This window comes from Streptomyces sp. NPDC093252, from assembly GCF_040683675.1.
Classification (GTDB): domain Bacteria; phylum Actinomycetota; class Actinomycetes; order Streptomycetales; family Streptomycetaceae; genus Streptomyces.
On the sequence record NZ_JBFBEM010000007.1, the window covers coordinates 412,436 to 432,078 of the forward strand.

A 19,643-nucleotide genomic window follows, 5' to 3' on the forward strand; every position below is an offset into this window, starting at 1 on the left:
GCCGACGCCGCCGGCGCAAGAACGACGGGTCGATCTACCCCATGTTCTGAGCTGCCCCGAGCCGGAAAGGACCACCGTGACGCAGGCCCCCGACACCGCGACGGCGGACCGACTCCTCTACCTCCGCGCCCTCGACCCGGAGGGCGCCCTGCCCCTCACCGCCCTGGACACCCCCGTCCCCGACGAGGACCCCGGCACGGCCGGTGCCGCGGAACTCGCCGACGAGGCCCGCGCCTGGGGCGCCGGGCAGACCGCCCGGTTCCGTACCGAACTCGGGGCGAAGGCCGCCGCGGAGCCGGTGGTGCGGTGCCTCCTCCTCAACTCCGCCCCGCTCGCGCTGTCCGCCGGGTCCTGGCTCCAGTGGATGTCCAGCGCCGCCAACGGCGACACCGGCCTCGCCCTGGAGATCCTCGCCCTGTACGCCGCCGACCTCGGCGTCGGCTACCCCGGCGCCGACCGGGGCAGCGCCTACCGTGCCGCCCTGGCCCACCACCGGCTCCCCCTGGACACCGACGGGGTGGGCCTCACCTCCAACGACCGGATCCAGAACGTCAGTTTCCGGCTCCCGGCCCTGCTGCTCGCCATGAGCAGGCAGCCCGACCGGTACTTCGCGGAGATCCTCGGCGCGGATCTGTTCCTGCGCGCGGTGGGCACCCCGCCGCCGCTCGCCGTCCTGCCCGAGACCGCCCTCGGCCCGATGAGCGCCCGGGACATCGACCTGGGCTCGACTCGCACGGGGGAGGGCCCGAGCGCGCTGGAACGATCCCTCACGGCCGCCGGTCTGTACCTGGCCCCGCCGACCGTCCCCGCCCCGGGACCCGGCGCTGCCCCACGCCCCGACCACCCCACCGCCCCCGACCACCCCACCGCCCCCGACCATCCCACCACTGCCGACCGCCTCCGGCACGGCTTCCGTCGTGCCGCCCGCGAGTACCGCCGCTGGTGCGAGGCGCTGCTGCGGGAGGCGGTCCTCGCCCACCACCCCGACTACGACATCTGGCGCCTGCTCTTCGGCCGGGCGCGGCAGGCCGCCGTCTACCACGGGCGGTACCGGCTCGACGGGCGCCCGCTCGCCGAGTGGTTCGCCGACATCGAGTCCGGTCCCGCCCCCTTCCTGGACGCCCTGGCCGCCAGCCCCCTGGTCCGGCCCGGGAAACCCGACCACAGCCCGCTGATCCGGGGGCTGATCTCCGAGACGGGCCCGATGTTCCGGGTGTTCACCGAGGACGAGGTCGCCGCGATCCGCCGCTGGATCGCCCAGCTCCCGGCCGACGGCACCCCCGCCGCCGACCGGCGCGCCCTGCACGACGTACAGCGCGACTGGTTCCGGCCGACCGACGGGCCGGAGTCCCCGGGGACCGCCCCGCGGCGGGCGGCGGAGCCGGGCGCGCCCGCCTCCACCCGGGACGCCTACCGGCGGCTGCTCACCCGGGAGGACTCACCCGCGATCCGCCGCCACGCCCATGACTACGCCCGGCGCTGGCTGACCCGCAGCGCGTTCCGGCTCGACGCGGCACCCCACCAGCTCCCCGCCCGCTGGGACCCCGAGCGGGGCCTCACGCCCTGGCTGCTGGCCGAACACGACCGGCACGGCGAGGAGTTCGGCGACGACACCCCCGTACCGACGAGGGAGCAGTTGATCGCGTCCACGCTGCAACTGGCCCCGCTCATCATGATCGACGGGGCCTGGCTCCAGGGGTTCACCGACTACCGGCTCGCCTCGTCCCCGGTCGGCCATCTGCTGTTCCAGACCTACTGGGACGAACTGGGCAATGGGGAGCGGGAGTTGAACCACCCCCGGATCTACCGGCGGCTGCTGAGCCAGATGGGGCACGAACTGCCGCCGACCGCCTCCGCCGCCTTCGCCGAGTGGCCCGGCTTCCACGACCGGTCGTTCGCCCTGCCGGTCTTCTGGCTGAGCGTCTCCCGCTTCCCGCGCACCTTCCAGCCCGAGATCCTCGGACTCAATCTGGCGATGGAGCTGTCCGGGGTGGGCGGCAGCTACCGCACGGCCCGGGTCGGTCTGGAGAAGTACGGCTTCAGCACCCAGTTCGTGGATCTGCACAACACCATCGACAATGTGGCCACCGGGCACTCCGCCTGGGCCGCCGAGGCCGTGGACGCCTTCATGGCGCAGGTGCCCGGGGTCCTCGGACCCGGCGGCGACCGGGCGATGTGGCGCCGGATCCGGATCGGCTACCGCTCGCTGAACTCCCCCCGCACGCTCGGCTCGGCCCTCTACGCCCGCCTCAGAGCACGCGGCCCCGAGCACTCCCTCCCCACCGGAAGGGGCTGACCCCGATGACCCCCAGGACCTCCAGGACCTCCGAGACCCCCAAGACACCCAAGACCCCCGCCACCTCCCCGACCCCCACCGCTCTCGGTATCTCCGCCTACTACCACGACAGCGCCGCGGCCCTGGTGCGTGGAGGTGACATCGTCGCCGCCGCCCAGGAGGAACGATTCAGCCGACGCCGCCACGACCCCGCCTTCCCCCGGCACGCCGTCACCTACTGTCTCGACGAGGCCGGTGCCACCCTCCGGGACGTCGACACGGTCGCCTACTACGAGCGCCCCGCGCTGAAGTTCCGCCGGGTGCTCGGCACCTACGCCGCCACCGCCCCGCGCGGCTGGCGGTCCTTCCGGGACGTCCTGCCGCAGTGGCTGGCCTGGAAGGCCCGTACCGAGAGCACGGTCACCCGGCGCCTCGCCGACCTCGGGCAGGGCGCGCCCCCGCCGGTCGTCAGCTACGGCCACCACGAGACCCATGCCGCCTCCGCGTTCCTGCCGAGCCCGTACGAGTCGGCCGCGGTGCTGACCGTCGACGGGGTCGGCGAGTGGACGACCACCTCCATCTGGCACGGCACCGGCGACCGGGTGCGGCCGGTCGCCGAACTCCGCTTCCCGCACTCCCTCGGGCTGCTCTACTCCGCCTTCACCTACTTCTGCGGCTTCAAGGTGGACTCCGGCGAGTACAAGCTGATGGGCCTCGCCCCCTACGGGCGCCCCCGGTACGCGGCCCTGATCAAGGAGAAGCTGGTCGACCTCCGCGACGACGGCTCCTTCCGGCTGCACACCGACCGCTTCGAGTTCCTCCACGGCCAGGTCATGACCGGCCGGGCCTTCGAGGAGCTGTTCGGCGGACCCCGGCGGCTGCCCGAAGGGCCGCTGACCGAGCGGGAGTTCGATCTCGCGGCCTCGGTGCAGGCGGTCACCGAGGAGATCATGCTGAAGCTGGCCGCCACCGCCCGTGCCTGGACCGGCGAGTCCCGGCTCTGCCTGGCCGGGGGCGTCGCCCTGAACTGCGTGGCCAACGGCCGGATCGTGGAGCGCGGACTGTTCGACGAGGTGTGGGTGCAGCCCGCCGCCGGGGACGCCGGGGGAGCGCTCGGCGCGGCCCTGCTCGCCGCCCGCCACGAGGGCTCCCGCGCCCATGTGCCGCACGGCGGCGACGCCATGAAGGGCGCCCGTCTGGGACCCGGCTACGACGATGCCGCGATCCGCCGCTTCCTGGACGAGCACCGCTACCCGTACCGCACCCTGCGCGGCCCGGAGCTGACCCGGGCGGTGGCGCAGGAACTCGCCGACGGCAAGGTGGTGGGCTGGTTCTCCGGGCGGATGGAGTTCGGGCCGCGCGCCCTGGGCTCCCGCTCGATCCTCGGTGACGCCCGCAGCCCGGACATGCAGTCCACCATGAACCTCAAGATCAAGTTCCGGGAGTCGTTCCGGCCGTTCGCCCCGATCGTGCTCGCCGAGGAGGCCGAGCAGTACTTCGATCTGCGCCAGCCCAGCCCGTACATGCTGATCGTCGGTCAGGTCGCCGAGCGGCAGCGCACCGGGGGCGGCGGGGCGGCGGCCGGCGGGACGGAGGGCGGGACGGAGGCGATGTCGGTGGGGGAGCGGCTGCGCTCGGTCTCCAGCACCATCCCGGCCGTCACCCATGTCGACCACTCCGCGCGGATCCAGACCGTCGACAAGGAACGCGACCCCGTACTGCACCGGCTGCTGGGCGACTTCCGGGACCTGACCGGCTGCCCGGTACTGGTGAACACCTCGTTCAATGTGCGCGGCGAGCCCATCGTGGCGAGCCCCGCCGACGCCTACCGCTGCTTCATGCGCACCCACATCGATCTGCTGGCCCTCGGCGACCACCTCCTCGACCGCACCGAGCAGCCCCCGTGGCGCGAGGACGGGGACTGGCGGGCGGAGATCCCCCTCGACTGACCCGGCGCGGCCCCGTGCCCCCGTCTCCCCCCGTGCCCTCGTCTCCCCCCCCGTGCCCCCGTCTCCCCCCCCCGTCTCCCCGCGTCCCCGCTGGAGCCGTACCCGTCCCGTGAAAGGGGCCCACCCTCCCATGACCCCGCTCCGCGACGCCGCCCTGACCGCGGCCCTGTTCCTCCTCTACGCGGTGGTCTTCGTCCCGCTCGGGATCGTCGCCCGGCTGGTCCGCGACCCCCTGCACCGCCGCCCCGACGCCGGCCGGTCCTCCTACTGGCACCGGTTCGACCACCCCCACCCGTCCGCCTCCGCCGCCGCCCCCGCCCACCAGAGGAGTGCCGCATGACCGTCGACGACATCCCCACCGCCCGGCCCCTGCCCCGGCCGACCGTGGCCGACACCCAGCACATGGCGGAGCTGCTCGCCGGGTTCCAGCAGTCCCAGGCCCTGTACGCGTTCGGTGAACTCGGGCTGGCCAACGCCCTGCTGGACGGCCCGCTCCCGGCCGCCGACCTCGCCGCGGCCACCGGCACCGACCCCGCCGCCCTCACCCGTCTGCTGCGCTTCCTCTCCGCCCTGGACGTGGTGACGTACGACGCCGCCGAGGTGTTCGCGCTGACCCCGCTGGGTGCGACCCTGGCCGACGGGCCGGGCTCGGTCCGTGCCCTGGCCAGATTCTGGATGCACACCCACTACCACCCGTTCAGCGATCTGGCGACCACCGTCCGCACCGGGGAACCCGCCTTCCAGGCCCATTTCGGGCAGACCATCGGCGCCTGGCTCGACGCCCACCCCGAGCACATGGCGAGCCTGATCGGCGCGATGAGCGATGTCGCCCTGTCCATCAAGGTGGATCTGCTGGCGGGGTACGCGCTGCCGCCCGGTGAGATCGTCGCGGACATCGGCGGCGCCGACGGCACGGTCCTCGCCGGTCTGCTCGACCGCCCCGACCAGGAGCGCCGGGGCGCCCCGCGGCGCCGGGGGATCGTCCTGGACGTCCCGGCGGCGGTGGCCCCGGCGACCGCGCGGCTGGCGGCGCTCGGACTGGCCGACCGGGTCGAGGCGGTGGGCGGGAACTTCTTCGAGGCGGTCCCGGCCGCGGATGTCTACATCCTGTCGACGGTGCTCCACGACTGGGACGACGACCAGTGCGCGACCCTCCTCGGCACCATCGCCAAGGCCGCGCGTCCCCGGGCGCATCTGGTCGTGGTGGAGGCGGTGCTGCCGGACACCGACGTCTCCCACCCGGCCAAGTTCAACGATCTGGCGATGCTGGGGGTGGGCACGGGCCGCGAACGCAGCCGGGCCGAGTACGGGCGGCTGCTGGGGGCCGCCGGGTTCACCGAGACCCGGCTGATCCCGGGCCCGTCGTACAACCCCTTCTCGATCCTGGAGGCCCGACTGGACCGGTGAGACCGGAAGGGCCTGGGAGGCTGGGGACCGCGGCGACGGCTCCGCGGGTCTTCCCTCAGGCCGGGAAGAGCACCGCGAAGCCTTCACCACCGCACTGGCTCGCACGCCGCCGCGGTCCTCGCCGGGTCCGCCGGGCCGGTGACCACCCCTCAATCCGGGTCGTCGGCCCTGGCGGACGTATGGGACGTATGGGGGGTCCGATGTCCCTGCCGGGGGTGGAGCGGGGTGGATTCCGGGCGGTGCCGGTGCTTGGGCGCGACAGGACAGTTGTCAGCACCGGCACCGCCCGGAGATCAGGGGACCCGGCGGATCGGACCAGGGGAGGGAGCGGAGCGGACGGGTCAGACCTGATCCCCCGACAGCCGCTCGACCGACCTCAGCAGCGCCGAGTGGTCGAGCCCGCCGTCGCCCTGGGCGCGCAGTGAGCCGACCAGTTGGGCCACCACCGCGCCGACCGGCAGGGCGGCACCGACCGTGCGGGCGGCGTCGGTGACGATGCCCAGGTCCTTGTGGTGCAGATCGATCCGGAAGCCCGGCGTGAAGTCCCGGTGGAGGAAGTTGTCCCTCTTGCGGGCCAGCACGGTCGAGCCGGCGAGCCCGCCGCCCAGTACGTCCAGCGCGGCCCCGAGGTCGACGCCGGACTTCTCCAGGAAGACCACGGCCTCGGCGCACGCCTGGATGTTCACGGCGACGATCAGTTGGTTGGCGGCCTTCACGGTCTGACCGGAGCCGTGCGGCCCGCACAGCACGATGGTCCGGCCGAGCGCCTCGAAGACCGGCCGGGCGGCGTCGAAGTCTGCCCGGTCGCCGCCCACCATGATGGACAGCACGGCCTCGACGGCTCCCGCCTCACCGCCGGACACCGGGGCGTCCAGCACCCGGATGCCCTTCGCCTTCGCGGCGGCGGCGAGATCCATGGAGGTCTGCGGGGTGATGGAGGACATGTCGATCAGCAGGGCGCCGGAGCGGGCGTTCTCCAGGATGCCGTCCGGGCCGTAGGCGATGGCCTCGACATGGGGGGAGGCGGGCACCATCGTGATGACGACATCCGCGTCCCGCACGGCCTCGGCGAGCGACGCGGCGGCGGTGCCCCCGGCCGCCGCGAGCCGCTCCAGCTTCTGCCGCTCCAGGGTGTACCCGGTGACCTCGTACCCCGCCTTGATCAGGTTCTCGGACATCGGCGACCCCATGATGCCGAGCCCGATCCAGGCGACCTTGGGAAGACTGCTCATGCTGGGGAAACCTCTCTGAGCTGATCTGAGCTGATCTGAGCTGATCTGAATGGGTCTGTGCAGGGTGGGTGTTCCGGGTCAGCGGGCCGCGCGGGCGGCGCGGGGGAGCCAGTCGAACGCGGCGGCCCCGCCCCCGGTGGACTTGTACTCCAGCCCGACCCAGCCGTCGTACCCCGCCTTGGTGAGCTGATCGAGCAACTCCTCCAGCGGCAGCGTCCCCGTACCGGGCGCCCCTCTGCCGGGGTTGTCGGCGATCTGCACATGCCCGGTCCGGTCGGCGTACGCGGCGATCACCCGGGGGAGGTCCTCCCCGTTCATCGACAGGTGGTACAGATCCATCAGGAACCGCGCGTTGTCCAGCCCGGTGGCCTCGTTGACCCGGTCGACGACGGCCACCGCGGCCGGTGCCGAGACCAGCGGATACCTGGGCGACTCGGGCTTGTTCAGCGCCTCGATCAGCAGCGTCGCCCCGATCCGGTCGGCGGCCCGCGCCGCCAGCGCGAGGTTCTCCAGCGCCAGCGCGTCCTGCGCGGCGGGGTCGACGCCGTCCACCCGGTTCCCGTACAGGGCGTTGAGCGCCGTGCAGCCGAGGGAGCCGGCGAACTCGGCGGCCACCTCCACGTTCGCCCGGAACCGCGCCGACTCCTCGCCCGGCACCGACAGCGCGCCCCGGTCGGGGCCGGGGAGCTGTCCGGCGTAGAAGTTGAGCCCGGTGAGCCGCACCCCGGCGTCCTCGATCGCCCCCTTGAGCGCGTCGAGTTCCGGGCGCGCGGGGGTGGGGGAGTCGACCCAGGGCCACCACAGCTCGACCGCGGAGAAACCGGCCGCCGCGGCGGCGGCCGGGCGCTCCAGGAGCGGGAGTTCGGTGAAGAGGATCGACAGGTTGACGTTGAAGCGCTGGTCTGCGAATCCCATCGGGGCCGCGCTCCCTTCCGTACCGTGTGGGGTGGGTGGCTGCTGTATTTCCGTATGATGGAAGTTGCTTTCTGCTTAATGGAAGAGTGCCGGGGGGTGGGGAGGCTTGTCAAGGGGTCGTCACGGCATCCCCGGCTCCGGGTGGATACGGTGGCGGTGCGCGGGTGGACAGACGTGCGACCACATCGAGGAGCCGGGTTGTTGCGCTGTGAGGCGGTCGGCAAGCGGTACGGTCCCGGGTTCGGGCGCGGGTACGGGGGAGGTCGGTGGGTTCTGCGGGACGTGGACCTGCGCGTCCCGCCCGGTGAGGTGCTCGCGGTCGTGGGCGGCAACGGCTCGGGCAAGTCGACCCTGCTGAGAATCCTCGCCGGACTGACGCGGCCCACCACGGGCAGGGTGTCGGGCCGGCCGCCGGTCATCGGCTACGTACCGGACCGCTTCACCGCGCAGGACCGTCTGTCGGCGCTGTCCTATCTGGTCCATCTGGGCCGGATCCGCGGTCTCGCCACCTCCGCCGCCGCTGCCCGGGGCCGTCATCTGCTGGACCGGCTGTCCCTGGTGGGCGGGGAGCACGCGGAGCTGCGCACGCTCTCCAAGGGCAACGCGCAGAAGGTGGCCCTGGCCCAGGCCCTCCTGGTCCCGCCCGATCTGCTGGTTCTCGACGAACCCTGGTCGGGCCTCGACGCCCCGGCGCACGGCGTCCTCGCCGAGTTCATCGGGGAGGTGGCGGCGCGGGGCGGCTCGGTGGTCTTCACCGACCACCGCGAAGCGACCGTCGACACCCGCGCCGACGGCGTCCACACCCTCGCCGGGGGCCGGATCACCCGCCGACCCGGCGGCGATCGTCCCGCCGGAGGCCGCACCGCGCGGGCCGAACTCCTCCTCACCGTGCCGCCGCACACGGGTGCCGCCGCCCCGGCCGCGCTGGACTGGCCGGGCCTGCCGGGCGTGCTGCACGCCGTGCGGCGCGACGGCGAGGTGGTGCTCCGGGTGACGCGGGACCGGACGGACGCCGTGCTGCTGGCGGCGTTGCGGGAAGGGTGGTCGGTGGCCGGACTGACCTGGGTCGGGGAGGGGGCCGGGGGCGATGGCGAGGGTGAGGTTGAGGGCGAGGTTGAGGGTGAGGAGGTGCCGCAGTCTGCGGCCGAGGCGAGGCGGACCCCTCGGTGATCGCCCTCGTCCGCTACCTCTTCACCACCCTGCTGCTCTCCCAGCGCTATCTTGCCCCGCTACTCCTCCTCCTCGGCCTCGTCACCGTGCTGACCAGCAGCGACACCGGTCCGCTCAGCGCGACCTACGGAGCGGTGGCCGGGGCCGTGCTCCCGTGCTCGGTCTGGCTGACCACGGCGCTGATCGGTCTTGAGGACGCGCCGCACCGCTCGATCGTCACCGTGAGCGCCGGAGGCCGGACGCGCGTGCTGCTCGCGACCGTCGCGACGGCCGGGGTGTGGTGTGTGCTGTTCACGGCCGTCGGCCTGGTGCTGCCGCTGCTGCTGGGCAGCCACACACCCGGCCCGGCGGATCTGCTGCTGGGCGTGGTGGCACAACTCGTCTGCGCCGTCACCGGCATGGCGATCGGGGTGGTGTGCTCCCGGCTGGTGTTCCGGCGTCAGGGCTACGCGCTGGCCGCGGCCCTCGTGCTGCTGTCGGCCGCGCTGCTGGGCAGGGGCGTCTCCCCCGTCAACCTCCTGCTCGGCCGCCTCCAGAACACCCCGGACCCGGCGTCCGCCGTGGCACCGGCAGGCGGGCTGCTCGTCCTCGCCGTGGCCCTGCTGGCGGGGGCGCTGGCGGTCACGGGTGCGGTCTCCCGGAGAAGGGCCTGACCCTCGCCCCGCCCGTCCTGTCCGTCTCGCCCATCCCCTCCATCCCGCCCGTCCCCTCCATCCCTCCATCCCGTTCGGCGCGCCCAACTCGCCCGACCTTCCCGTGCGTTGCCCGTTCGGGTAGCAAGCCGCCGCGATGCGTGCAGGCCGGGGCGAACGGGGTGGCCAGGGCCGGTGGGGTGCCGAGAATGCGTCACAGCACGTCGTCCAGCCCTCGCCCCCTGCCCCTACGTCCAGCACCCCGTCCCCGACCGCGTCCAAGTCCCCCCGTCCCCGCCCGCTTTCGGAGGCGCGCCGTGACCGAGACATCCGCTGCTGCCGGACCCGCCGAGGAGATATCCCGGCCCGACGAACGGGGGCCCGACCGCTCCCGCTACCACATCGACCGCCCCCAGTACCGCATCGACCCACTGGGACAGGACTACGAGGCCGAGGGCCGCACCCTCCAGGCGCTCGGCCCCCTGGTCCCCGTGGAACTCACCGACGGGGTGCGCGCCTGGGCCGTGACCCGGCGGGAGGTCTACGACCTGCTCACCACCCACCCCGACCTGCGCAAGAGCCCCACCCACTGGCGCGCCTACCAGGACGGGGAGGTGCCGGACAGTTGGCCGATGCTCCAGCTCCTGGTCACCCCGACCATGCTCATCATGGACGGCCTCGATCACGCCCGGCTCCGCAAGCCGGTCCAGGCCGCCTTCACCACCCGCAGGGTCGAGGCGCTGCGGGGCCGCATCGAGGAGATCGTCGCCGAGCGGCTCGACGTGCTGGCGGCGGCGGGGCCCGAGGCGGTGGTGGATCTGCGCACCACCTTCGCCTTCGAGATCCCGGTGATCGTGATCTGCGAGCTGTACGGGGTGGAGGACACCGAGGAGCGCCACCAACTCACCGTCGACACCGCGCTGTTGATGAGCGGCCGGACGCCCCCGGCGGAGCGGCTGGCCGCCGAGGCGAGCATCTTCGGCGCCATGGCGCGGCTCATCGCCGACAAGCGGGCCCACCCCGGACCCGATCTCACGACCGCGCTGATCACCGAGTTCGACAAGGGCAACATGTCCGAGGAGGAGCTGGCGGGCACCCTGTTCCTCGTCCTGCTCGCCGGTCATGAGACCACCCAGGATCTGATCTGCAATGTCATCCGGCGGCTGGCCGAGCATCCGGAGCGGCTGGCGGGGATCCTGGAGGACGGCGGCACGGGGGCCTGGCGCGGGGTCGTGGAGGAGTCGCTGCGGCTCGATCCGCCCGCGCCCATGAGCATGTTCCTGTACCCGGTGCGGGACATGGCCGTGGCGGGGGTGACCCTGCGCGCCGGGGATCCCATCCTGTGCCATCTCTCGGCGATCAGCCGTGACGACGAGGTCTTCGGCGACCCGCACACCTTCGCACCCGGGCGGCCCAACGCCCATCAGCACCGGGCGTTCGGGCACGGCCCGCACCACTGCCTGGGCGCTCCCCTGGCCCGGCTGGAGGCGATCGCCGCGCTGCCCGCGCTGTACGAGCGGTTCACCATCACCCTCGCCGAGCCGTCGGAGGAGATCGAGTCGGTGGCGTCCTCGTTCGTCAACGCCCCGGCCCGGCTGCCGGTGCGGCTCGCCGTCCGGCGGCCCGGGGAGGACGGCTGACAGCCGGGGAGGACCTCTGGTAACCGGGAGCCCTCCGACACCCCGGGAACACCTCTGAACCCCCTCCACCGATCCCGGCCGTTGATCGCAGCCGTCCGTTAAGGTCGTGCGGGAGCGGCCGGGATACGTCTGTACCCCGCCGCTGCGATGCAGGATCCGTTCCCTGGGGGCACAGTGCGATTGCGAGTCGAGTTCACGACCGAGCCCTTCGATCTCGACCAGCCCCCCGCGCACGCGCTGGTGGCCCGGGACGTGATCGAGGCGGCCGAGCTGGACGCGGTGGACGTGGGGCCCTTCGGCAATACGGCGGAGGGCGGCGCCGACGCCGTCCTCGCCGCGCTGGACGCCCTGCTGCGGCGGACGCTGGAGGCGGGGGCCACCCGGGTCTCGCTCCAGGTCAATGTGGTGGGGGAGGGCGATAGGTGAGCGGCCACGACGCCTTCGTCGCCGCGGTGAAGCCGCTGGTCGACGCGATGGGCGGGGCCCTGCTGCCACCGGAGGAGGCCGGGCCGGACGATGTGGTGCTCGCCTGGGCGGGCACCGACGCCGTCGCCGTACGCCTCCCGCAGCTCGCGGACTCGCTCGATCACATCCTCGCCGCCATGGAGCGCGGTCACGGCAAGCCCCTCGCCGACCTGGACCGCCGGACCAAGCAGGAGATCGTCCGGGCGCTGGAGGCGCGCGGCGCCTTCTCCGTGCGGCACGGGGTGGAGACCGTCGCCGTCGCCCTCGGGGTCAGCCGCTTCACCGTCTACAACTACCTCAACCGGGAGCGGGAGAGCTGACCCCCCGCGCGGCCCATATGTCCGCCCTGACCTGGGATTTCACCCGGTCCCGACCGCCGTTCCGCAGGCCCGCGGAGCGGCGGTCGCCGTCGTCCCGCCTTGTTACCCCGAATTTTCAACAAACTGTTGACGCCGTGTTGTCGAGGGCGTTAGCTATGCGCAGCCCGATCAGCACCAGGCCACGGAGGCTCTCCCGTGACGACCACCTCCACGCCGGGCCTGTCCCGGTTCAACGCCCTTGAGGAACCCGCCGCGCGCACCGCGCTGCACGAGGTCTGCGCCGCCACGGCATGGGTGGAGCGACTGCTCGCCGCCCGGCCCGCCACCACCCCCGGGGACCTGTACGCCGCCAGCGACACCGCCATGACCGCGCTCACCGCCGACGATCTCGGCGAGGCGATGGCCGGGCACCCCCCGATCGGCCGCCCCCGCCCCGGTGACCCCACCTCGGCCCGGGAGCAGTCCGGGATGGCCGGGGCCGCCGAGTCGCTCAGGGCGGAGATGCTCGCCCTCAACCTGGCCTACCAGGAGCGGTTCGGCCATGTCTTCCTGATCTGCGCCACCGGCCGTACCGGCGAGGAGATGCGGGACGCGCTGCGGGAGCGGACCGGCAACCCGCCGGAGCGGGAACGGGAGATCGTCCGCACCGAACTGGGGAAGATCAACCGCATCCGACTCGCCCGACTCCTGGAAGCGGAAGCGGAAGCGGAAGCGGAAGCGGAAGCGGAAGAGGAAGAGGAAGAGGAAGAGGACCGATCCCTATGAGCACCCCCACCACCGCCCCGGTGACCTCGGTGTCCACCCACATCCTGGACACCAGCGCCGGCCGCCCCGCCCGCGGTGTCGCCGTCCACCTCGCGGCCCGGGCCGGCCGGGACGCGGACTGGCGGGCACTCGGCGCCTCCGAGACCGACGCCGACGGCCGGTGCAAGGACCTGCCGGCCCTGCCGGAGGGCACCACCCAGGTACGGCTCGACTTCGCGGTGGAGCCGTACTTCACGACCCAGCGAGCCGATGCGCAGCAGGACGCCCCCGCGAATCGGGACAGCGGTACCGTGCTCCGCCCGGAGACACCGGCCGAACCGGGCGCGTTCTTCCCGGAGGTGGCGATCACCTTCGCCGTGCGCCCCGGCGAGCACTACCACGTACCGCTGCTGCTCAACCCGTTCGGCTACTCCGTATACCGAGGGAGCTAGCAGACACCATGCCCACGTTTCTTGGACAGAACCAGTACGGCAAGGCCGAGAACCGAGTCGTCCGGATCACGCGGGACGGCGCCACCCATCACATCAAGGACCTCAATGTCTCCATCGCGCTGAGCGGTGACATGGCCGAGGTCCACTACTCCGGCTCCAACGCCAACGTCCTGCCGACGGACACCACCAAGAACACCGTCTATGCCTTCGCCAAGGAGTACGGCATCGACTCCGCCGAGCAGTTCGGCATCCATCTCGCCCGGCACTTCGTCACCTCCCAGGACCCCATCCACCGCGCCCGCATCCGGATCGAGGAGTACGGCTGGGAGCGGATCGGGACCACCACCCCCGACCGGGCCGGGCACTCCTTCGCCCGCACCGGCCAGGAGACCCGCCTGACCCAGATCACCTACGACGGCGACACCTGGGAGGTGATCTCGGGACTCAAGGACCTCACCGTCCTCAACTCCACCGACTCCGAGTTCTGGGGCTACGTCAAGGACAGGTACACGACCCTCCCCGAGGCGTACGACCGGATCCTCGCCACCGAGGTCTCCGCCCGCTGGCGGTTCGCCTGGACCGGCGACGACCTGCCGGTGCCCGACTGGGAGGAGTCCTACGAGGAGACCCGACGCCATCTGCTCCAGGCGTTCGCCGAGACCTACAGCCTCTCCCTCCAGCAGACGCTGTACCAGATGGGGGCGCGGATCATCGAGCACCGCGAGGAGATCGACGAGATCCGCTTCTCCCTCCCGAACAAGCATCACTTCCTGGTGGACCTCGCCCCGTTCGAGCTGAAGAACGACAACGAGGTGTACTTCGCCGCCGACCGCCCCTACGGCCTGATCGAGGCCACCGTCCTGCGCGACGGCCGCGAGGCCCGCATCCCGCTGGACCTGACCAACCTCTGAACAGGACGCACCCCATGGCAGCAGTGCAGCGCACCGTGATCGAGAACGCGTCGATCGCGACCGTGGACGCCCACGACACCGAGTACGCCACCGGCCATCTCGTCATCGCCGGGAACCGGATCGAGTCGCTCGGGCCGGGCCGGGCGCCGGACGGCCTGGAGAACGTCGTCCGCCGAATCGACGCCTCCGGGCATCTCGTCACCCCCGGCCTGGTCAACACCCACCACCACTTCTACCAGTGGATCACCCGGGGACTCGCGACCGACCACAACCTCTTCGACTGGCTGGTGGCGCTCTACCCGACCTGGGCGCGGATCGACGAGCCGATGGTGGGCGCGGCGGCCCGGGGCTCGCTGGCGATGATGGCCCGGGGCGGGGTCACCACCGCCATGGACCACCACTACGTCTTCCCGCACGGCTCCGGCGACCTCTCCGGCACCATCGTCCGCGCCGCCCGCGAGATGGGTGTCCGCTTCACCCTCGCCCGGGGCTCCATGGACCGCAGCGAGAAGGACGGCGGGCTGCCCCCGGACTTCGCCGTGGAGACCCTGGACGGCGCCCTCGCCGCCACCGAGGCCACGGTCGCCGAGCACCACGACCCCGCCTTCGACGCCATGACCCGGATCGCCGTCGCCCCCTGCTCGCCCTTCTCCGTCTCCACCGATCTGCTCCGCGAGGGTGCCGCGCTCGCCCGCCGCCTCGGCGTCCGCCTGCACACCCACGGCTCGGAGACCGTCGAGGAGGAGAAGTTCTGCCATGAACTCTTCGGCATGGGCCCCACCGACTACTTCGAGTCCACCGGCTGGCTCGGCGAGGACGTGTGGATGGCCCACTGCGTCCATATGAACGACGCCGACATCGCCGCCTTCGCCCGCACCCGTACCGGCGTCGCCCACTGCCCCTCCTCCAACGCCCGCCTCGCCGCCGGGATCGCCCGCGTCCCCGACCTGCTCGCCGCCGGCGTCCCGGTCGGCCTCGGGGTCGACGGCACCGCCTCCAACGAGTCCGGCGAACTCCACACCGAACTGCGCAACGCCCTCCTCATCAACCGCCTCGGCGCCCACCGCCACCACGCCCTGACCGCCCGTCAGGCGCTACGCCTCGGCACCTACGGCGGCGCCCAGGTCCTCGGCCGCGCCGCCGAGACGGGCTCACTGGAGCCCGGCAAGCTCGCCGACCTGGTCCTCTGGAACCTGGACACCCTCGCCCACGCCTCCATCGCCGACCCGGTCACCGCGCTGGTCCTCGGCGCGGCGGCCCCGGTGACCGCCTCCTTCGTCGACGGCCGCCAGATCGTCGAGAACGGCCGCCTGCTCACCGCCGACGAGGACGCCCTCGCCCGCGAGACCCGCACCCAGGCCCGCCGCCTCGCCGGGATCACCGGGACTACCGGGACTACCGGGACTACCGGGATGACCGGGAGCGCCCGGATCACCGAGAGCGCCACGGCCCCCGTGGGCGGCTGATCCCCCCTGTACTCCGACCGGGAGGGACGGCTCCCGGCCGGTGGCCATGGACCCGAGCGGAGCCATGGCGACCGTCTCCGGGGCGTGCCCGTACGCACCGGCACGCCCCGGAGCACCGCCCCCACCCCTCCCCGTCCGTCTCCCCACCCCGGTCCCGCACGACCGCGTCATCACGCACCACCTCCCTGACACCCACGGCAACGGTGCCGTGCAACCGACCGGAGGAACCGCAGTGCCTGCCGACCGAGTCCCCGCCCAGCCAGCCCCCCGCAAGACACCCGAGCCCCCGGTCCATCCGGTCCCCCCGGTCCATCCGGTGGACGAGAAGCTCCCCGCCCTGAAGATGGCCACGACCGGCCTCCAGCATGTGGCCGCCATGTACGCCGGAGTCGTCGCCCCGCCGCTGATCGTCGGCGCCGCCATCGGGCTCTCCGCCGCCGAACTGACCTTCCTCACCGGCGCCTGTCTCTTCACCGCCGGTCTCGCGACCCTCCTCCAGACCCTCGGCGTCTGGAACATCGGCGCCCGGCTGCCCTTCGTCAACGGGGTCACCTTCGCCGGGGTCGCCCCCATGACGGCGATCGTCGCGACCACCGACGACAAGTCCGACGCCCTGCCCGTCATCTTCGGCGCGGTGATCGTCGCCGGACTCCTCGGCTTCCTCGCGGCCCCCTTCTTCAGCAAGATGGTCCGCTTCTTCCCACCCGTCGTCACGGGTACGGTCATCACCCTGATCGGCATCTCGCTGCTCCCCGTCGCCTTCGGCTGGGCGCAGGGCGCGAGCCCCACCGCCACCGACTACGGCTCGGCCACCAATCTCACCCTCGCCGCCCTCACCCTGGTGATCGTCCTGGTCCTGCGCCGCTTCACCCGGGGTTTCGTGAAGCAGATCGCGGTCCTCCTCGGCCTGGTCCTGGGCACCCTCATCGCGATCCCCTTCGGCGTCACCGACTTCGCCCCGGTCGCGGACGCGGCCGTGATCGGGTTCCCGACCCCCTTCCACTTCGGCGCCCCGCAGTTCCAGATCGCCGCGATCGTCTCGCTGTGCGTGGTGATGGTGGTCTCCATGACCGAGTCCACCGCCGACATGCTCGCCCTCGGCGAGATCGTCGACCGCCCCGCCGACGAGCGGACCATCGCCGCCGGACTGCGCGCCGACACCCTCGGCTCCGCCCTCAGCCCCCTCTTCAACGGCTTCATGTGCAGCGCCTTCGCCCAGAACATCGGCCTGGTCGCCATGACGAGGATCCGCAGCCGGTACGTCGTCGCCACGGGCGGCGGGTTCCTGGTCCTGATGGGCCTGTGCCCGATGGCGGCGTCACTGATCGCGGTCGTCCCCCGCCCCGTCCTGGGCGGCGCGGGCGTCGTCCTCTTCGGCTCGGTCGCCGCCAGCGGCATCCAGACCCTGGTCCGCGCGGGCCTCGACAGGGACAACAACGTCCTGATCGTCGCCGTCTCCCTGGCCGTCGGCATCATCCCCATCTCGGCGCCGGAGTTCTACCACGCCTTCCCGGAGACCGCCCGCATCATCCTGGACTCCGGCATCTCCACGGGCTGCGTCGCCGCGGTCCTCCTGAACCTGGTCTTCAACCACATCGGCAAGGGCACCCGGGACGCCCAGGACGTCACCCACCCGATGGAGGCGGGGGAGGAGATCAGCGGGGCGGCGGGGCATCAGCGGGCGGCGGCGGGATAGCGCCCTCGGGCGGTGATCCGCCGCGCGGACCACCAAGGACGGGACGCGAGAGCGCCGATGAGGGCTCCGGCGACATTGAGCAGCACATCGTCCACGGAGCCGACCCGGCCGAGCGCCAGCAGGTACTGCGCGCCCTCCACGCAGAGGGACATCAGGGCCGCGACAGCGGCGACCCGTGCGAAGCCGCGGCACCTCCGGCTCCGCACGGGGAGCAGGGCGCCGAAGAGAAACAGCAGCGCCATGTTGCCGCCGACGTTGACCAGCGTCACTTCGGAGAAGGCCACCTGTGCGGTGCCGAACGCGGTGGAGAGTTCACCGAACGGAACGACGCTCAGCGTCCGTCCGCTGCCGTAGCCCCGGGACAGAGTCGCGCAGAGAAACGGCAGGACGGACGCGGCCAGCAGACCGTCGAGTACCGCGAGGCGGCGCATTCCCGGCCCCGGGGTTCGTCCCATCACGAACCGGTGCACCAGCCACGCCACCGTGATGGACAGCGGCACTCCGAAAAACAGCGCCACGGCCAGTTCGTCCGCGTAGAGGCTCAGTACTCGACTCATGGTGCTCTTTCCGCTACAACCCCATCAGCCCCGGCTCCGCCGCGAGCTGTCTGAACCGGCCGCCCGGATCCGCGACCAGCCGCCGCGCGGTGAGGTCCATCAGCCCCGACACACCCTCCACCTCCGCGGCGAGCGTCCCGTCCGCCTTCTCGATCCGCTGCACCACCCGGAACGTCTTGCCCTCGCCCCAGACGAACGCGCAGGTCACCCGCACCTCATCACCGGCCAGCAGCTCACTGCGGTACCGGATCACCGTCTCCAGCACCACCGGCCCCAGCCTGCTGTCCGTGAGATCCCGCTGCCGGATCCCGGCCGCCTCCAGCAGCGACCAGCGCGCGTGCTCGGCATAGCTCAGATACACCGCCTGATTCAGATGCCCCTGCACATCCGTCTCGTACCCGCGCACGGTCACCGGCACCGCGAACTCTTCCCTCACCACGACTCCTCGCCATCGCCCACGCCCATCGCCCCCGATCCTGGCACGCCCCCCACCCCTCACACCCGGCGCGGCGACGCCAGCAGATAGCGGCTCCGGCTGCGCGGGTCGGTGTACTCACCCGGCTGCCACCCCGCCCCCTCCAGCGTCTCCGCGTACCCCACCAGCGCCGCCGCGTCCGAGTCATGGACCGCCACCGCCTCCGGCTGCGGAGTCGCCCGCACCCGGTACCCGCCCGACGCCCCCTCCGCCGGCCGGTGCCCCGCCGCCTCCAGCGCCAGCGCCGCCGCCTGCACCAGATGACCCCGCTCCCACCCGCACGGCCGGTCCACCGCCCCGTCCCGATTCGTCATCCGCCGCAGCTCCAGCAGCCCCTGCCACGCACTGCGCACCTCCCGCGCCCTCGCCGCCCCCGACTCCGGCGGCCGAGCCTCCTCACCCCCGACCCGCGCCGCGAACACCCCGGAATCGGCCCTGACCGGGACCTCCTCCGGCACAGCTCCCCGCGGCGCCTCCCGCAGCCGGTGCCCCGCCGGAGTCAGAAAGTGCTCGTGCGGCGGCCTCGGATGCCGGAACGCCAGCCCCCGCCTCACCAGCGCCGCGAGCTGCGCCTCCGTACCCCGCAGCCGCCCCGTCACCGGATCGGCCCCCTCGATGACCCGCCGCTGCGCGGCCGTCGCCGGTCCCGCCATACCCGCCCACCTCCCCGGAGATCCCCCTCCCTCCGAAGGCTACGACCCGGGTCTGACATTCCACCCCGCGATCACCGGCCACCCGTGCTCATAGCTCAACCGCCCCAACGCCCCCGTCGCCAACTGGAACAACGCCCCGTCCTCCGGCGCCAGCCCCAGCCGCCGCGCCGTCAGCACCCGCAGAAAGTGCCCGTGCGCCACCAGCACCACACACCCCTCGTTGTTCGCCAGCGCCGCGTCCACCTTCGCCAGCATCCGGTCCGCCCGCCGCGACACCTGCTCCACGCTCTCGCCCGGATGCTCCACCGGCCCCGGCTCCACCCCGTCCGTGAACAGGAACCACCCCGGCCGGTCCCGCTGGATCTCGACGGTCGTGATCCCCTCGTACGCCCCGTAGTCCCACTCCATGAGATCGACGTCCGGCCGCGCGTCCGGCAACCCGATCAGCTCCGCTGTTTCCCGCGCCCGCTGCGACGGACTCACGAACGCGGCACCGATCCGATGCGACCGGATCAGCGGCACCAGCGCCCGCGCCTCCGCGCGCCCGTGCTCGGTCAGCGGGACGTCCGTGCGCCCGGTGTGCCGGCCGCTCCGCGACCACTCGGTCTCACCGTGCCGTACGAGAAAGAGATCACCCATGCCCTCAGGCTACGACTACGTCCCTTCAGGCGAAGGTCTCTGTTC

At 72.7% G+C, this 19,643-nt stretch carries 20 protein-coding genes; 14 read left to right on the forward strand and 6 right to left on the reverse strand.

Features of this window, described 5'->3' with window-relative positions; translation table 11 throughout:
* Positions 1–76 precede the first annotated feature (76 nt).
* The 4 genes from AB0O01_RS17595 to AB0O01_RS17610 all read left to right on the forward strand — a co-directional run bounded on the left by AB0O01_RS17595 (position 77) and on the right by AB0O01_RS17610 (position 5,631).
* Complete coding sequence (locus AB0O01_RS17595; RefSeq protein ID WP_365314335.1) at positions 77–2,296, forward strand: iron-containing redox enzyme family protein; 2,220 nt, start codon at positions 77–79, stop codon at positions 2,294–2,296.
* A 5-nt stretch (positions 2,297–2,301) separates the two neighbouring features.
* The gene (locus AB0O01_RS17600; RefSeq protein ID WP_365314337.1) at positions 2,302–4,224 is read left to right on the forward strand and encodes a carbamoyltransferase; all 1,923 of its coding nucleotides are present in this window, start codon (positions 2,302–2,304) and stop codon (positions 4,222–4,224) included.
* 130 nt (positions 4,225–4,354) lie between these two features.
* Positions 4,355–4,564 carry a hypothetical protein gene (locus tag AB0O01_RS17605; RefSeq protein WP_365314339.1) on the forward strand — a complete coding sequence of 70 codons (210 nt, stop codon included), beginning with the start codon at positions 4,355–4,357 and terminating at the stop codon, positions 4,562–4,564.
* Complete coding sequence (locus AB0O01_RS17610) at positions 4,561–5,631, forward strand: methyltransferase (protein WP_365314340.1); 1,071 nt, start codon at positions 4,561–4,563, stop codon at positions 5,629–5,631. The genes AB0O01_RS17605 and AB0O01_RS17610 overlap by 4 nt, the downstream gene beginning before the upstream one ends.
* A gap of 341 nt (positions 5,632–5,972) precedes the next feature.
* On the opposite strand, the gene AB0O01_RS17615 is transcribed toward AB0O01_RS17610, so the two are convergent.
* Together AB0O01_RS17615 and AB0O01_RS17620 are read right to left on the reverse strand one after the other, a co-directional pair.
* On the reverse strand, positions 5,973–6,863 hold the full coding sequence (locus AB0O01_RS17615; protein WP_365314342.1) for a 2-hydroxy-3-oxopropionate reductase: 891 nt from the start codon (positions 6,861–6,863) through the stop codon (positions 5,973–5,975).
* Between the two features lie 78 nt (positions 6,864–6,941).
* Positions 6,942–7,778 carry a TIM barrel protein gene (locus tag AB0O01_RS17620; protein ID WP_365314344.1) on the reverse strand — a complete coding sequence of 279 codons (837 nt, stop codon included), beginning with the start codon at positions 7,776–7,778 and terminating at the stop codon, positions 6,942–6,944.
* Positions 7,779–8,060: 282 nt separating this feature from the next.
* On the opposite strand from AB0O01_RS17620, the gene AB0O01_RS17625 reads away from it, so the two are divergent.
* The 10 genes from AB0O01_RS17625 (at position 8,061) to AB0O01_RS17670 (ending at position 17,274) form a co-directional block, all read left to right on the forward strand.
* On the forward strand, positions 8,061–8,948 hold the full coding sequence (locus AB0O01_RS17625; RefSeq protein ID WP_365314346.1) for an ATP-binding cassette domain-containing protein: 888 nt from the start codon (positions 8,061–8,063) through the stop codon (positions 8,946–8,948).
* Complete coding sequence (locus tag AB0O01_RS17630; RefSeq protein WP_365314347.1) at positions 8,945–9,601, forward strand: hypothetical protein; 657 nt, start codon at positions 8,945–8,947, stop codon at positions 9,599–9,601. The genes AB0O01_RS17625 and AB0O01_RS17630 overlap by 4 nt, the downstream gene beginning before the upstream one ends.
* Positions 9,602–9,897: 296 nt before the next feature.
* The gene (locus AB0O01_RS17635) at positions 9,898–11,220 is read left to right on the forward strand and encodes a cytochrome P450 (protein WP_365314349.1); all 1,323 of its coding nucleotides are present in this window, start codon (positions 9,898–9,900) and stop codon (positions 11,218–11,220) included.
* Between the two features lie 174 nt (positions 11,221–11,394).
* The gene (locus AB0O01_RS17640; RefSeq protein ID WP_365314351.1) at positions 11,395–11,646 is read left to right on the forward strand and encodes a hypothetical protein; all 252 of its coding nucleotides are present in this window, start codon (positions 11,395–11,397) and stop codon (positions 11,644–11,646) included.
* Positions 11,647–11,693: 47 nt separating this feature from the next.
* On the forward strand, positions 11,694–12,005 hold the full coding sequence (locus AB0O01_RS17645; protein WP_365314420.1) for a helix-turn-helix domain-containing protein: 312 nt from the start codon (positions 11,694–11,696) through the stop codon (positions 12,003–12,005).
* A gap of 195 nt (positions 12,006–12,200) precedes the next feature.
* A complete protein-coding gene (gene uraD, locus AB0O01_RS17650; RefSeq protein WP_365314352.1) occupies positions 12,201–12,770 on the forward strand; it encodes a 2-oxo-4-hydroxy-4-carboxy-5-ureidoimidazoline decarboxylase in 570 nt (189 codons plus the stop codon).
* Positions 12,767–13,201 carry a hydroxyisourate hydrolase gene (uraH, locus tag AB0O01_RS17655; protein WP_365314354.1) on the forward strand — a complete coding sequence of 145 codons (435 nt, stop codon included), beginning with the start codon at positions 12,767–12,769 and terminating at the stop codon, positions 13,199–13,201. The genes uraD and uraH overlap by 4 nt, the downstream gene beginning before the upstream one ends.
* Before the next feature lie 8 nt (positions 13,202–13,209).
* The gene (pucL, locus tag AB0O01_RS17660; RefSeq protein WP_365314355.1) at positions 13,210–14,112 is read left to right on the forward strand and encodes a factor-independent urate hydroxylase; all 903 of its coding nucleotides are present in this window, start codon (positions 13,210–13,212) and stop codon (positions 14,110–14,112) included.
* Between the two features lie 14 nt (positions 14,113–14,126).
* On the forward strand, positions 14,127–15,578 hold the full coding sequence (locus AB0O01_RS17665) for an 8-oxoguanine deaminase (RefSeq protein WP_365314358.1): 1,452 nt from the start codon (positions 14,127–14,129) through the stop codon (positions 15,576–15,578).
* Positions 15,579–15,894: 316 nt separating this feature from the next.
* A complete protein-coding gene (locus AB0O01_RS17670) occupies positions 15,895–17,274 on the forward strand; it encodes a nucleobase:cation symporter-2 family protein (RefSeq protein ID WP_365314422.1) in 1,380 nt (459 codons plus the stop codon).
* On the opposite strand, the gene AB0O01_RS17675 is transcribed toward AB0O01_RS17670, so the two are convergent.
* Genes AB0O01_RS17675 through AB0O01_RS17690 form a run of 4 tightly spaced genes read right to left on the reverse strand, consistent with a single transcriptional unit; the run spans position 17,253 to position 19,598 of the window.
* A complete protein-coding gene (locus AB0O01_RS17675) occupies positions 17,253–17,831 on the reverse strand; it encodes a VanZ family protein (RefSeq protein ID WP_365314359.1) in 579 nt (192 codons plus the stop codon). The two genes, AB0O01_RS17670 and AB0O01_RS17675, sit on opposite strands and share 22 nt — an antisense overlap.
* Before the next feature lie 13 nt (positions 17,832–17,844).
* Positions 17,845–18,267: an acyl-CoA thioesterase gene (locus AB0O01_RS17680; protein WP_365314361.1), complete on the reverse strand. Its 423-nt coding sequence runs from the start codon at positions 18,265–18,267 to the stop codon at positions 17,845–17,847.
* Positions 18,268–18,326: 59 nt separating this feature from the next.
* Positions 18,327–18,959 (reverse strand): hypothetical protein, encoded by a 633-nt coding sequence (locus AB0O01_RS17685; protein WP_365314363.1) that lies wholly within the window; start codon positions 18,957–18,959, stop codon positions 18,327–18,329.
* A 39-nt stretch (positions 18,960–18,998) separates the two neighbouring features.
* Positions 18,999–19,598, reverse strand: coding sequence for a histidine phosphatase family protein (locus AB0O01_RS17690; protein WP_365314365.1), 600 nt, complete (start codon positions 19,596–19,598; stop codon positions 18,999–19,001).
* Positions 19,599–19,643 lie beyond the last annotated feature (45 nt).

Excerpts from the sequence above, each read along its gene's own strand:
- AB0O01_RS17675 (WP_365314359.1), bottom strand. The coding sequence starts at position 17,831 with ATGAGTCGAGTACTGAGCCTCTACGCGGACGAACTGGCCGTGGCGCTG.
- AB0O01_RS17620 (WP_365314344.1), bottom strand. The coding sequence starts at position 7,778 with ATGGGATTCGCAGACCAGCGCTTCAACGTCAACCTGTCGATCCTCTTC.
- AB0O01_RS17690 (WP_365314365.1), bottom strand. The coding sequence starts at position 19,598 with ATGGGTGATCTCTTTCTCGTACGGCACGGTGAGACCGAGTGGTCGCGG.
- AB0O01_RS17605 (WP_365314339.1), top strand. The coding sequence starts at position 4,355 with ATGACCCCGCTCCGCGACGCCGCCCTGACCGCGGCCCTGTTCCTCCTC.
- AB0O01_RS17615 (WP_365314342.1), bottom strand. The coding sequence starts at position 6,863 with ATGAGCAGTCTTCCCAAGGTCGCCTGGATCGGGCTCGGCATCATGGGG.
- uraH (WP_365314354.1), top strand. The coding sequence starts at position 12,767 with ATGAGCACCCCCACCACCGCCCCGGTGACCTCGGTGTCCACCCACATC.
- AB0O01_RS17645 (WP_365314420.1), top strand. The coding sequence starts at position 11,694 with ATGGGCGGGGCCCTGCTGCCACCGGAGGAGGCCGGGCCGGACGATGTG.
- pucL (WP_365314355.1), top strand. The coding sequence starts at position 13,210 with ATGCCCACGTTTCTTGGACAGAACCAGTACGGCAAGGCCGAGAACCGA.
- AB0O01_RS17610 (WP_365314340.1), top strand. The coding sequence starts at position 4,561 with ATGACCGTCGACGACATCCCCACCGCCCGGCCCCTGCCCCGGCCGACC.
- AB0O01_RS17600 (WP_365314337.1), top strand. The coding sequence starts at position 2,302 with ATGACCCCCAGGACCTCCAGGACCTCCGAGACCCCCAAGACACCCAAG.
- AB0O01_RS17685 (WP_365314363.1), bottom strand. The coding sequence starts at position 18,959 with ATGGCGGGACCGGCGACGGCCGCGCAGCGGCGGGTCATCGAGGGGGCC.
- AB0O01_RS17665 (WP_365314358.1), top strand. The coding sequence starts at position 14,127 with ATGGCAGCAGTGCAGCGCACCGTGATCGAGAACGCGTCGATCGCGACC.